8 protein-coding genes are annotated in these 12,782 nt (G+C 73.1%); 5 read left to right on the plus strand and 3 right to left on the minus strand.

Features of this window, described 5'->3' with window-relative positions:
- Positions 1–47: 47 nt before the first annotated feature.
- The 4 genes from DWV08_RS10930 (at position 48) to DWV08_RS10945 (ending at position 6,365) form a co-directional block, all read left to right on the plus strand.
- Positions 48–1,328 (plus strand): ABC transporter substrate-binding protein, encoded by a 1,281-nt coding sequence (locus DWV08_RS10930; RefSeq protein ID WP_115413819.1) that lies wholly within the window; start codon positions 48–50, stop codon positions 1,326–1,328.
- A gap of 148 nt (positions 1,329–1,476) precedes the next feature.
- The gene (locus DWV08_RS10935) at positions 1,477–2,340 is read left to right on the plus strand and encodes a carbohydrate ABC transporter permease (RefSeq protein WP_420897506.1); all 864 of its coding nucleotides are present in this window, start codon (positions 1,477–1,479) and stop codon (positions 2,338–2,340) included.
- Entirely contained in the window at positions 2,337–3,230 is an 894-nt protein-coding gene (locus DWV08_RS10940; protein ID WP_115413821.1) for a carbohydrate ABC transporter permease, read from the plus strand. The genes DWV08_RS10935 and DWV08_RS10940 overlap by 4 nt, the downstream gene beginning before the upstream one ends.
- A gap of 126 nt (positions 3,231–3,356) precedes the next feature.
- Positions 3,357–6,365: a glycoside hydrolase family 2 TIM barrel-domain containing protein gene (locus DWV08_RS10945; protein WP_115413822.1), complete on the plus strand. Its 3,009-nt coding sequence runs from the start codon at positions 3,357–3,359 to the stop codon at positions 6,363–6,365.
- Positions 6,366–6,431: 66 nt separating this feature from the next.
- Here DWV08_RS10945 and DWV08_RS10950 read toward each other — a convergent pair whose 3' ends face one another.
- Both DWV08_RS10950 and tgt read right to left on the minus strand, forming a co-directional pair.
- Positions 6,432–7,985 carry an outer membrane protein assembly factor BamB family protein gene (locus DWV08_RS10950; protein WP_115413824.1) on the minus strand — a complete coding sequence of 518 codons (1,554 nt, stop codon included), beginning with the start codon at positions 7,983–7,985 and terminating at the stop codon, positions 6,432–6,434.
- Positions 7,986–8,004: 19 nt separating this feature from the next.
- The gene (gene tgt / locus DWV08_RS10955; protein ID WP_115414997.1) at positions 8,005–9,285 is read right to left on the minus strand and encodes a tRNA guanosine(34) transglycosylase Tgt; all 1,281 of its coding nucleotides are present in this window, start codon (positions 9,283–9,285) and stop codon (positions 8,005–8,007) included.
- 242 nt (positions 9,286–9,527) lie between these two features.
- Here tgt and DWV08_RS10960 point away from each other — a divergent pair, with 242 nt between their 5' ends.
- Complete coding sequence (locus DWV08_RS10960) at positions 9,528–11,573, plus strand: DUF6541 family protein (RefSeq protein WP_115413825.1); 2,046 nt, start codon at positions 9,528–9,530, stop codon at positions 11,571–11,573.
- 19 nt (positions 11,574–11,592) lie between these two features.
- On the opposite strand, the gene DWV08_RS10965 is transcribed toward DWV08_RS10960, so the two are convergent.
- Entirely contained in the window at positions 11,593–12,732 is a 1,140-nt protein-coding gene (locus tag DWV08_RS10965) for a glycosyltransferase family 2 protein (RefSeq protein WP_115413826.1), read from the minus strand.
- Positions 12,733–12,782: the final 50 nt, after the last annotated feature.

The following is a 12,782-nucleotide window of genomic DNA, read 5'->3' on the forward strand; positions in this document are numbered from 1 at the left end:
GACGCCCGGGCACCACCCCTCTTCGTCAACGTTCGAAGGAGAACATCATGCGACGCAGGAACTTCCTCCTCCTCTCCGGCGGCGGCCTCGCGGCGGCCGGTCTCGCGGCCTGCGGCGGCTCCGGCGGCGGGGGCGGCGAGGGCGGCGGCTCCGAGGTGGAGGTCTTCACCTGGTGGGCCCAGGGATCGGAGAAGGCCGGCCTCGACGCGCTGGTCGCCCAGTTCGAGAAGGACTACCCGGATCTCACCTTCGTCAACGGCTCCGTCGCCGGCGGCGCCGGCAGCGCCGCGAAGGACATGCTGCAGTCCCGCCTGCAGGCCGGGGACCCGCCGGACACCTTCCAGGCGCACGCCGGCCTGGAGCTCGCCGACTACGTGGACGCCGGCCAGCTGGAGGACGTCTCGGACCTCTACGAGGAGTACGGGCTCACCGAGGCGTTCCCCTCGGACCTGGTGGAGCTGCTCACGCTCGACGACATGATCTACTCCGTCCCCTCCAACATCCACCGCTCCAACGTGGTGTGGACGAACACGGCCGTCCTCGAGGCCGCGGGCATCGACCCCACCGCCGTCCCGGCGGACGTCGAGGCCTTCATCGCGGACGTGGAGAAGGCCGCCGCCTCCGGCGTGGCGGGCCTGTCGATCGGCACCACCTGGACCCAGGTGAACCTGCTCGAGGCCGTGCTGATGGCGGATCTGGGCAGCGAGGCCTACAACGGCCTGTGGACGGGCGGGACCGACTGGTCCGGCGGCGAGGTGACCACGGCGCTGGAGCACTTCGAGGCGCTGATCGCCCTGACCAACACCGACCGCGACGGGCTGGACTGGACCGACGCCACCCAGATGCAGATCGACGGCAGCGCCGCCTACAGCGTGATGGGCGACTGGGCGGTGGCCTCCTTCCAGCAGGCGGAGATGACCGACGGCGAGGACTACGGCTACTTCCCGCTCAGCGGCGGCGAGCCGATCTTCGGCTTCCTCGCCGACTCCTTCACCCTGCCGGTGGGGGCCCCGAACCCCGACGGCGCGAAGGCCTGGCTGGACACGATCAGCTCCCAGGAGGGGCAGGTGGCGTTCTCCCTCGCCAAGGGCTCGATCCCGGCGCGCACCGACGTGGACACCGCCGAGTTCCCCGCCTACCAGCAGACGGCGATCGAGTCCTACGCCCAGGACGCGATCTCGCCCTCGCTCGCCCACGGCGCGGCCACCCCGGTGGCCTGGCTGAACGACATCTCGGACGCGACGAGCAAGTTCACCACCGGCGCGAGCGACGTCTCCGGGTACCAGGAGGAGCTGGCCACCATCGCCGAGTCCCACGCCTCGGCCTGACTCGCCGGACCCGCCTCACCCGCCTGATGCGACGGGAGCGCCCCGGGGCCCGTGCCCGGGGGTCGCTCCCGTCCCCGAGTCCCGGCCCGGCCGGGAGCGAGGAGACCTCGTGAGAGTCGCCGTGCGGCGCTACGGTGCGCCCCTGCTGATGATCCTGCCCTCGATCCTGCTGATCGGGATCTTCGTGTACGGCCTGCTGGGGGTGAACTTCTGGACGTCGATGACGGACAACCACTCCGCGGCCCAGGCCTCGGGCCGGGAGCCGGTCGCCTTCGTGGGCCTGACCAACTACCTCGACCTGCTGCTCACCGAGGACTTCCGGCACTCGCTGGCGAACCTGGTGCTGTTCACGGCCGCGTTCCTGGTGGGCGCGATGGCGATCGGCTTCGTGTGGGCGTGGCTGCTGGAGCGCCCGCTGCCCGGGGGCCGCCTGTTCCAGACGGTGTACCTGTTCCCGATGGCCGTCAGCTTCGTCGCCTCCGGCGTGGTGTGGCGGTGGCTGCTGAACTCGAACCAGGGCGAGAACGCCAGCGGCCTGAACCGGCTGTTCCAGATGGTGGGGCTGGACTTCCTGCAGAACCCCTGGTGGAACAACATCACCTTCGGCATCCTCGCGATCGCGCTCCCGGCGATCTGGCAGCTCTCGGGCTATGTGATGGCGCTGTTCCTGGCCGGGTTCCGCGGCGTGCCCGACGAGCTGCGGGAGGCGGCCCGCATGGACGGCGCCTCCGAGTGGCAGGTGTACCGCATGGTGATCTTCCCGCAGCTCACCCCGGTGCTGATGAGCGCGATCGTGATCATCGCCCACATGTCGCTGAAGAGCTTCGACCTGATCATGTCGATCTCCTCCGCCTCGGCGTACCAGACCAAGGTGCCGGCGGTGGACATGTTCCTGTTCAAGTCCGGGTTCGACTACGCGAACTCGGCGGCGGTGGGGGCCTTCCTCCTGATCATCATCGCGTTCCTGATCGTCCCGTACCTCGTCCAGCAGCATCGGAGCCGCACGCGATGAGCACCTCGACCGTCTCCGCCTCCGCCGCCCCGCTCCCCTCCCCGGCCGAGCCGTCGCCGCACCGGCGCGGCGGGGTCCCCTGGACGCTCGTGCTGCGCCTGGCCGCGATCCTCGCCGGCGTGGTGGTCGTGCTGATCCCCGTGTACGTGCTGCTGGTGACCAGCCTCAAGGGCCCCGGGGATGCGAGCGCGGCCCGCGCCTGGGCCCTGCCGCGGGAGTGGTCCTTCGAGAACTGGGCGCAGGCCTGGCAGGCCCTGTCGCCGTCGATCTGGCGCAGCGTGCAGATGGTGGTGCCGGCCACGGTGATCTCCGCCGTGCTGGGCTGCATGAACGGCTTCGTGCTCTCGCGGTGGCGCTTCCCTGGGGCGGACATCGTGTTCACGCTGATCCTGTTCGGGATGTTCCTGCCGTACCAGGCGGTGATGATCCCGCTGATGCAGATGCTGCTGGGCGCCGGCGTGCCCAACGGCATCCCCTCGCTGATCCTGCTGCACGTGGTGTTCGGCATCCCGATCACCACGCTGATCTTCCGCAACTACTTCGAGTCCGTGCCGCACGAGCTCATCGAGTCCGCGACGATGGACGGCGCGGGCATGCTGCGCACCTTCTGGTCCATCGCGCTGCCCCTGGCGATCCCGGGCTTCGTGGTGGTGCTGATCTGGCAGTTCACCAATGCCTGGAACGACTTCCTGTTCGCCGTGTTCTTCTCCTCCCCGGCGAACGGGCCGGTGACCCTGGCGCTGAACAACCTCGCCAACGGCGCGCTGCTGGCGAACTACGGGGTGTCGATGGCGGGGGCGCTGCTGGCCTCCCTGCCCACGCTGCTCGTGTACATCCTGCTCAGCAAGTACTTCCTCTCCGGCCTGATGCAGGGGTCGGTCAAGGGCTGAGCAGGCCGCCCGCAGCGAACGGCAGGATTCCACCGCGGGCCGGCCCGCTTCTGGGTACACTCCTTCGTGAACGTTCACGACCTTGTCTCGTGACCGCGCGATCCCGACCTCAGGAGAGCCTCGCCGATGAGCACCCCCGCACCCCAGGACGCCGCTGTGCCGCCCGCCGACCCCGCCGACCGCTGGTGGGAGGAGCTGCCCGCAGGAAGGAACCGCCTGCGCGGCCGCGCCCACCTGCACTCCGACGCCCCCGCACTGAGCCTCGACGGCACCTGGGAGTTCCGCTGCGGCACCCGCGCAGACGGCTCCGACCTGGGCGCACCCGGCGAGATCGAGGTGCCGGGGCTGTGGCAGCTGCAGGGCCACGGCGCCCCGCAGTACACCAACGTCGTCTACCCGATCCCGATGGACGTCCCCCACGTGCCGGACGAGAACCCCACCGGCCACTACTCCCGCGCGCTGGCCGTCCCCGCCGACTGGGCCGGGCAGCTCGCGGGCGGCGCCCGGGCGCTGCTGCGCTTCCAGGGCGTGGACTCCGCGGCGAAGGTCTGGATCGACGGGTCCGAGATCGGCGTGACCTCCGGCTCCCGCCTCACCCAGGAGTTCGACGTCACCGATGCGCTGAGCGCGCCGGGCGAGCACCGCCTGGACGTGCGCGTGGTGCAGTGGTCGGTGAACACCTACCTCGAGGACCAGGACATGTGGTGGGCCTCGGGGATCTTCCGCAGCGTGGACCTGCTGCTGCGCCCCGACGGCGGGATCCACGACCTGGTCACCGATGCGGACTTCGACCCGGCCACCGGGCGCGGCACCCTCACCGCGACCGCCTACGGGGCCGACGGCGGGATCCTCCCGGCGACCGTGCGGATCGACGAGCTCGGCCTCGAGGCCGCGGCCGACGGCACCGAGATCGCGGCCGGCGAGGTATCCCCGTGGAGCGCGGAGTCGCCGCGGCTGTACCGGGCGACCGTCTCCACCGGGACGGAGACGGTGTCGCTGAGGATCGGCTTCCGCCGGGTCGAGGTGGACGGGGAGATCTTCCGCGTCAACGGCGAGCGGATCGTGTTCCGCGGCGTGAACCGGCACGAGGCGGATCCCGTCGTGGGCCGCACCCAGCACCTGGAGAACCAGGACCGCGACGTGGCGCTGATGAAGCAGCACAATCTCAACGCCGTGCGCACCTCCCACTACCCGCCCCACCAGCGCTTCCTCGACCTGTGCGACGAGGCGGGGCTGTACGTGATCTGCGAGGGCGACTTCGAGACCCACGGCTTCCACGTCGACTCCACCTGGGGCGAGGACGCCACCGGCGCCCCCGTGCGGCCCGCGGTCGACGACCGTTTCCGGGAGACGCTCTGCGAGCGGACCGAGCGCTTCGTGCTCCGGGACCGCCACCACGCCTCGATCGTCATGTGGTCGATCGGGAACGAGGCCTCCACCGGCCCGGTCACCGAGGCGATGATCGACACGGTCCGCGCCGCCGACCCCACCCGGCCGGTGATCTACGAGCAGGACTACCGCGCCGAGCACGTGGACGTGTTCTCGCTGATGTACCCCACTCACGACGAGACCGAGCAGATCGGCCGGCGCGCCCTCACCGCGGAGTACCGGGAGAAGCTGGTGGGGATGCTGCACCACCTGGGGGTGGACCCGGGCGAGGCGGGCTTCGGCTCCGACGAGGCGCCGATGCCGGCGCTGTCCAAGCCGTTCCTGTGGATCGAGTACGCCCACGCGATGGGCAACGGCGCCGGGGCGCTGAAGGAGTACATGGACCTGGTGCACCGGTACCCGGCCCTGCACGGCGGCTTCATCTGGGAGTGGATCGACCACGGCCTGGCCACCACCGACGCCGAGGGCCGCGAGATCTACGGCTACGGCGGCGACTTCGGCGAGCGCCTGCACGACGGGAACTTCGTCGCCGACGGACTGGTGCTGCCCGACCGCACCCCGTCCCCGGCGCTGCTGGACGCCAAGCACCACTACTCCCCCGTGGGTCTCGAGGTCGGTGCGCGCACGGCGACCCTCACCAACCGCTACGCCTTCGCGGACCTCTCGCACCTGCGCGCCGAGGTCTCGACCGATCTGCAGCAGAGCTGGCAGGAGCTGGACCTGCCCGCGCTCTCCCCCGGCGCCGCCGCGGAGGTGGCGCTGCCGGAAGGCGAGCACGCGAGCGTGACGGTGCGCCTGGTGACGCGCGCGGCGGAGGGGCCGGTGCCGGCCGGCCACGAGATCGTCGCCGCCTCGCACGTCGACCCCGCGCGGCTGGCCGCGACCGTCGCGCCGCGGGCCTCGGCGGCGATCGCCCCGGAGCGCGCGGCCGACGGCTCCTGGCAGGTGGGCCCCGCCCGTCTGGACTCCCTGGGGCGCCTGCACGGCCTGGGCGCGCTCGAGGTCGAGCACGCGGGCGTGGACCTGTACCGCGCGCCGGTGGACAACGAGCGGGCCCGCACCCGCTACCCGCTGGAGGCGCGCTGGAAGCGGATCGGGCTGGACGGGCCGCGACGCAGGCTGCTGGACACGGCCGTGGAGGACGACACCCTGGTGGTCCGCTCCCGGATCGGGTTGGACGGCAACGCCCTCGGTGCGGACGTCACCGAGCGGTGGCGCGCCGACGCGGACGGCGTCGAGCTCACGGTGACCGTCGCCCCGGTCGAGTTCTGGCCGGAGGACCTGCCGCTGCCGCGCATCGGCTGGACCTTCGCGCTGCCCTCGGCCCCGGACCGCGTGGAGTACGAGGGCTTCGGACCGCACGAGGCCTACCCGGACACCGGCGGCGGCACCACCTTCGCGCGGCGCACCGCCACGGTGCGCGAGCTGCAGGTGCCCTACGTGTTCCCGCAGGAGAACGGGAACCGGGCCGGGGTGGTGCGGGCGGCGCTGCGCGGTGCGGGCGGCGGCCTCGAGCTGCGCTGCGCCGACGGGCTCGGGTTCGCGGCGCGCCCCTGGTCCACCGCCGAGCTGGACGCCCGCGCCCACGACGGGGCGCTGCGGCCCGACGGCCGCACCTGGGTGACCCTCTCGTCGGCGCTGCACGGCGTGGGCTCGGCCGCGTGCGGGCCGCTGCCCCTGCCCCAGCACGTGCTCTCCGCCCGGGAGGAGACCTTCCGCCTCCGCCTCGCGCAGCTGGAGGGCTGATACCCGGCGGCCGCGGGGCCCTGCGACGGCGGGGCCCCGCGGCGGCCGGCCACCCCGGCAGTGCCCTCACCCGCCGAGCAGCACGGTCCGCTCCCCCACGGTGACCAGGGCCCTGCCGCCGCCCACGGGGTGCACCGCCTCGATCCGCTGGGCGGTGCGCCGCTCGAGGGCGACCTCTCCGGTCGCGGCGTCGAGGATGCGCAGCCGCCGACCCTCGCGCGGGTCCAGGGGCCGCTCGCGCGCGACCGGGTCCACCGCCACGGCGGTGCCGGCGGCGAGACCGCCCCGCACGGCGGCGTCGGGAGCGCTCAGCGGGAGGGTCCAGGTGTGGGTGCCGTCGGCGGTGTCGTAGGCGAGCAGCTGCCCGCTGGCGTTGGTCACCACCATCTGCGCCCCGTCGATGCCGAGCCGGGCGGTGAACTCCGCGGCCTGGGCGACGCCCTCGCCGCCGGGCACGGTCCACTCCGCCCCGTCGGCGGAGGCGACGATCTCGCCGGTCACGTCGGTGCCGGCCTCGGTGCCGGAGGCGAGCACCCGCCCCTGGTCCAGGCGCACCGTCCACTCCCCGGCCGGGGAGGGCGCGGACTCCCACAGCACGGCGCCGTCCCGCAGCGCGGTGGCGGTGAGGGCGCCGTCCTCGGCGGAGCAGACGGTGAGCACCACCGTCCCCTCCTCCAGCGGGTCCCGGCCGGTGACCGGGGACTCGGTGGCGGCGATGCGGCACTCCTGCGCGGGCCCGGCGAGGATCCTGCCCACGGGGAAGCCGGTGGCGGCATCGAGCTGCACCCACCCCTCGGCGGGGTCGAAGCGCAGCGGCACGGCGGGCAGCACGCCCGCCTCCCGGGCGGCGTCGAGCAGGCCCGGCGGCTCGGCGGGGCGGGCAGGCACGGCCACGCCCGCCGGATCGACGCCCCGGGTCTCGGCGCTGCCCGAGGCCACCCACAGCGGCTGCTCCGGGTCGGTGAGGTCGTAGCCGGCGATCTCGCAGAACCCCTCCTGGCAGCGGCGCAGCACCAGCAGGTCGCCGTCCAGCGCCAGCGGGCTCCCCTCGAACCGCGTCGACGGCAGGCCGCCGTCGGGAGTGGAGAGCGACCGGTCCAGCGCCAGCACCTCGGTGCTCGCGCCGGTGGCGCGCACCAGGCGGGTGCCGTCGGCGGAGAGGGCCAGCACGTCGTGCGCCGAGGCCTCCACCTCCCGCACCCCGGCCGTGTCCAGCAGCTGGGCGCTGCCGTCCGCGCGGCGCACCAGCACGGGGGCGCCCTCGACGGGCAGGGAGTGGACCACGTCCCCCTCACCGAGGGCGTCGATGCGCACGGCGTCCTCCGGCGCGAGGGCGGGCAGGCGGGTGGCGAGCACCGCCGGGACGGTGAGGGCGAGCGCCAGCACGAGGGCGCCGGCCCCGGCCAGCAGCCGCCCGGTGCGGCGGCGCACCCGCCCGCGCAGCAGCGCCGCCACGGCCGCACCCAGCCCGGCACCGGCCAGGAGCCCCGCCGCCAGGCGCAGCACGCCCAGCAGCAGGTGCCCGCCCAGCAGGGCGCAGATCCCCGCCAGCGCCAGCAGCGTCACCGCGGCGCCGAGAAGCACCGTGCGCTCCCCGCCCACGGCCTCCTGCCCCGTCACGACCGGATCACCGCCTCGCTCACCGCGGGGCGCCGTAGTAGGCGCCGGTGGTCTCCTCCCGCAGCGCCTCGAACTCGCCGGCCCCCAGCGAGGCCCGGATCCGATCCACCAGGCGCACCACGAAGCGCTCGTTGTGGATCGTGCACAGGGTGGAGGAGAGCATCTCCTTGGCGCGGAAGAGGTGGTGGATGTACGCGGCGGTGTAGTGGGTGCAGGTGTAGCAGTCGCAGGTCTCGTCGATGGGCGCGAACTGACGGCGGTACCTCGAGCCGGTGAGGTTCACGCGGCCGGTGCGGGTGTAGACGGCGCTGTTGCGCGCCACCCGCGACGGGGAGACGCAGTCGAAGGTGTCCGCGCCCGCTGCGATCGCGACGAACAGGTCATCCACCTCGCTGATGCCCAGCAGGTGGCGGGGTCGCTGCTCGGGCAGCTCGTCGGTCACCCAGCCCACGATCGTGCCCAGGTTCTCCTTCTCCAGCGCCCCGCCGATGCCGAAGCCGTCGAAGCCCCAGCCCGCCACCTCCATCGCGCCGAGATCGCGGGCGGCCTGGCGCCGCAGGTCCTCGTACTGCGCGCCCTGGATCACGCCCCACAGCTGCTGGTAGGGGCGGTGGGTGCGCTCCGCGGTGAGGCGGGCGTGCTCGGCCAGGCAGCGCAGCGCCCACAGACGGGTGCGCTCCAGCGCCTGCTCCTGGTAGCCGCGGGAGTTCATCAGCGTGGTGAGCTCGTCGAAGGCGAACATGATGTCCGCGCCCAGGCCGTGCTGGATCTGCATCGAGATCTCGGGGGTGAAGCGGTGCACGTCCCCGTTGATGAAGGAGCGGAAGGTGACGCCGTCGTCGTCCACATGGGCGAGGCGCTCCTTGCCCTCGGCGACCGCGTCGTCCTCGCCGGTGGCGGTGCGGGCCTTCTCCCCGCCGGAGAACTCGCTGGAGAGCACCTTGCGGAACCCGGCGCCCAGGCTCATCACCTGGAAGCCGCCGGAGTCGGTGTAGGTGGGGCCGGGCCAGTTCATGAAGGCGCCCAGCCCGCCGGCCTCGTCCACCAGCTCGTGGCCGGGCTGGAGGTAGAGATGGTAGGCGTTGGCCAGCAGCGCCTGCGCGCCCAGCTGCGACATCGACTCCGGCAGCACCGCCTTGACGGTGGCCTTGGTCCCCACCGGCACGAAGGCGGGGGTGGCGATCTCGCCGTGCGGGGTGGTGATCACGCCGGCGCGAGCCTTCTCCCCGTGGCGGGCGGTGACCGCGAAGCCGGTGCCGGCGCGGCGCGGATACGCGGTGGGGGCGGGCACCGCCGGGATGGGCGGGACGGCGGGCGAGGAGGCGGCGGGATCGGCGGAGCTCACCGGGACATGGTCCCATGCGCCGGCGGCCCCGGGACGCGTCGCCGCGGGGGCTCGCGCTCCTGCAGCCACCGTGACGTGCCGGTGCGTAGCATCGGAGCGAGCCCCGCCCCGGGCGCTCGCCCCCACCCCGCGACCGAGCGCCGTCCGGCCTCCCTCGCGCCCCCTCAGCCCGACCACTCTAGGAGGCCAGAGCCGGCATGCTGACCGCGCTCCACACGCTCGCCGCCCTCGGCGCGGCAGGCCTCGTGCTGTCGGTGCCCGGAATCCCGCTCGTGCTGGCGCTGCGTCTGCGGCCGCTGACAGCGCTCGTCGCGGTGGTTCCTGCCTCCCTCCTGGTGATCACACTCGCGGCGGAGGCCGGACACCTGCTGTCCGTGCCGTGGACGCCCCTGTCCCCGCTGCTGCTCGCGCCGGTGCTCGGGGCCGCCCTGTGGCCGCTGCGGCGTCGACTCGGTGCGGGCCCGGAGCCCGAGGCCGTCGGCCCCGACGCCGCCCACGCCGCCGAGCACGCCGCCGCCGTGCGCTCCTTCGCGACCCCGCTCGATGCGCTGGCCGCCTCGGCCCGCGGCCGGGCCGCCGCGATCCTCACCGGAGCGGTGATCGGAGGGGGCGCGATCCTGGTGCAGGCCCTGACCGTCATGGGGTCCGTGCGTGCGGTGAGCCAGACCTACGACAACGTCTTCCACCTCAACGCCGTGCGGCACATCCTCCGCCTCGGCGACGCCTCCGCGTGGACCGTGGGCGGGATGACCGCCCTGCCGGGCGTGGAGCGCTTCTACCCCGCGCTGTGGCACCAGGCGGTCAGCCTCGTCGTGCAGCTCTCGGGGCAGGAGATCCCCCTGGCCAGCAATGTCGTGATGCTGCTGCTGGCCGGGGTGGTGTGGCCGCTGGGGCTGATGGCGCTGCTGCGCACCTGCACCACGGCGGGCCCGCTGGGGTGGATGGCCGCGGGCGCCCTGGCCGGTGTCACCGGGACCTTCCCCCTGACCATGATGTCCTTCGGGATCCTGCTGCCGTACTTCCTGAGCATGGCGCTGATGCCGATGGTGATGATCGTGCTCGTCCATCTGGGCGGCCCGGCGCCCGACTCGCCGCAGCGGCTGCGGCCCGCGCAGGTGGCGGTGCTGCTGCCCGTGGCGTGCGGTGCGGCGGCCCTCGCGCATCCCCAGGCGGTGTTCGGCGGCCTCGTGCTCGGAGTGCCGCTGCTGGTGTGGGCCTGCCTCGTGCGCGCCCGCGAACGGCTCGGCCGGGGCCCCGGCACGGGCCGACGGCTGTGGCCGCTGCTGACGGTCACCGCGGGGGTGCTCGCTCTCGCGGTGCCGGCCTGGCTGCTGCTGCGCCCCACGCCCGGCGCCTCGTTCTGGACGCCCACCGCCTCGGTGCGCGAGGCGGTGGGGCAGACGCTGTCGTTGGCGGGCAATGCGAGCCCCACCTGGGTGCCTCTGGGCCTGGTGATGCTGGTGTGCGCCGCGGCGGTGCTGCGGGGCTCCGGCTCCCGCTGGCCCCTGGTGCCCTGCGCCGCCGTGATGGCGATGTCGGTCCTCGCCCGCAGCGTGCCGGAGGGGCCGATGCGCTATCTCCTCACCGGGAACTGGTACAGCGACACGCATCGGATCGTGGCGCTGCTGGCGGTGGCCGCGATCCCCGTGCTCGCCCTGGGTCTCGAGGTGCTGCTGCGTCGCGCCGCCCGGTCGCTGCCCGTGCTCGGGGGCTCGGCCTCCCCCGTGGTCGCGATCGCCGTGGTGCTCGCGCTGCTGGTGGCGAGCCTGCTCTCCCCCAGCGCCCGGACGAGCACGTCCTTCGCCGCCGCCCAGTGGCAGTCGGACAGGCTGCTCTCGGCCGACGAGCGGGAGCTGCTCGAGCGCCTGCCCGCGGTGGTGCCGGAGGACGCGGTGATCGCGACCAACGCGCTCAACGGCAGCTCGCTGGCCTACGCGCTCTCGGACCGCGAGGTGCTCAACGTCTACATGTCCTTCCAGGCGGAGCCGGAGGTGCACCTGCTCAATCACGCCCTCGACGAGGCCCGCACCGATCCCGAGGTGTGCGAGGCGGCCCAGGAGCTCGGGGTCGAGTACGCGCTCGACTTCGGCGCACGCGAGGTGGGCCCGGGATCAGCGACCTACCTGGGCCTGAACGAGATCTCGCAGACGGGAGCCGCGGAGGTGGTGCTGCAGGTGGGCGAGGCGAAGCTGCTCCGCATGCTGCCCTGCCGCACCACGGCGACACGGGCCGGAACGGCCTGAGGGGCCAGGAGGAGGGCCGTCAGCCCTGCGGACCCCCCGCGCCCTCGCGGCGCGCCGCCGCGGCCCACTGATCCACCGTCGCGTCATCGGCGAGCACCGGCTGGGCCTCTCGCGGGGCGTACTCGCGGGATTCCTGCGCACCGTCGTCGTCCCAGCCGGTGGCGATGGGGCCCGCCGGGGCGGGGATCGACTCCCCGGTGCCGACCAGGGGATTGTTCGGCGTGCCGTACTGGACGAGCTTGATCCGCTCCAGCGCCTCCTCCATCAGCACCCGGTTGGTGCGCTGGAGGTCCGCGATGATCATCAGCACGAAGGTCATGAACGAGCAGGTGAGCAGCACCAGGCCGAAGATCAGCGACTGGATGTGGCCGCCGCCCTCCCCCATCAGCGCGAACACCAGGAAGCGCACGAAGGGGATCAGGCCGATCACGCCGGTCACGCCCGCCAGCCACATCAGCACCGTGTGGGGCTTGAACATCAGGTACGCGCGCACGATCGCGGAGCCGGACTTGCCCATGTGCTGGAAGATGTTGTTGAACAGCCGCGACTCGCGGGTCTTGGGGTTGGTGTCGATCGCGACCGAAGCGATCCGCAGGCGCTTGTTGCCGGCCTGGATGATCGTCTCCATGCAGTAGGAGAACTGCGTGATGACGTTCAGGCGCATCAGCGAGGCCTTGGAGTAGGCGCGGAAGCCGGAGGCGGCGTCCGGCAGCTCGGTCTCCGCGGCGATGTTCACCACCTGCGAGCCCACCTGCTGCATCACCTTCTTGAAGGGCGAGAAGTGGGCGATCTTCTTGGTCTGGCGGTCCGCGATGGCGATGTCCGCCTCGCCCGCGACCACCGGGGCGACCAGATCGGCGATGCGCTCCTGCTTGTACTGGTTGTCGCCGTCGGTGTTCACGACGATGTCCGCGCCGTGGGCGAGGGCGTAGTCCACGCCGTCGCGGAAGGAGCGGGCCAGGCCCATGTTGCGGGCGTGGCGCACGAAGTGGGTGACGCCGTGCTCCTTGGCCACCTCGACGGTGCGGTCGGTGGAGCCGTCGTCGATGATCAGCACCTCGACGGAGTCGACGCCGGGCAGCTCCTTGGGGATCGTGTCGAGCACCATCGGGAGCGTCTGCTCCTCGTTGAGGCACGGGATCTGGACGAAGACCTTCATGGGGATATCACCTTGTCGTCGACGTGCCCGGACCCGGCCGGTCTGCAGCC

The sequence above is a fragment of the Brachybacterium saurashtrense genome (genome assembly GCF_003355475.1).
In the GTDB taxonomy this organism is placed as follows: domain Bacteria; phylum Actinomycetota; class Actinomycetes; order Actinomycetales; family Dermabacteraceae; genus Brachybacterium; species Brachybacterium saurashtrense.

Bases quoted from the DNA above. Each gene is read 5' to 3' on its own strand.
- DWV08_RS10965 (WP_115413826.1), bottom strand. From the start codon at position 12,732: ATGAAGGTCTTCGTCCAGATCCCGTGCCTCAACGAGGAGCAGACGCTC.
- DWV08_RS10940 (WP_115413821.1), top strand. From the start codon at position 2,337: ATGAGCACCTCGACCGTCTCCGCCTCCGCCGCCCCGCTCCCCTCCCCG.
- DWV08_RS10960 (WP_115413825.1), top strand. From the start codon at position 9,528: ATGCTGACCGCGCTCCACACGCTCGCCGCCCTCGGCGCGGCAGGCCTC.
- DWV08_RS10930 (WP_115413819.1), top strand. From the start codon at position 48: ATGCGACGCAGGAACTTCCTCCTCCTCTCCGGCGGCGGCCTCGCGGCG.
- DWV08_RS10945 (WP_115413822.1), top strand. From the start codon at position 3,357: ATGAGCACCCCCGCACCCCAGGACGCCGCTGTGCCGCCCGCCGACCCC.
- DWV08_RS10935 (WP_420897506.1), top strand. From the start codon at position 1,477: ATGATCCTGCCCTCGATCCTGCTGATCGGGATCTTCGTGTACGGCCTG.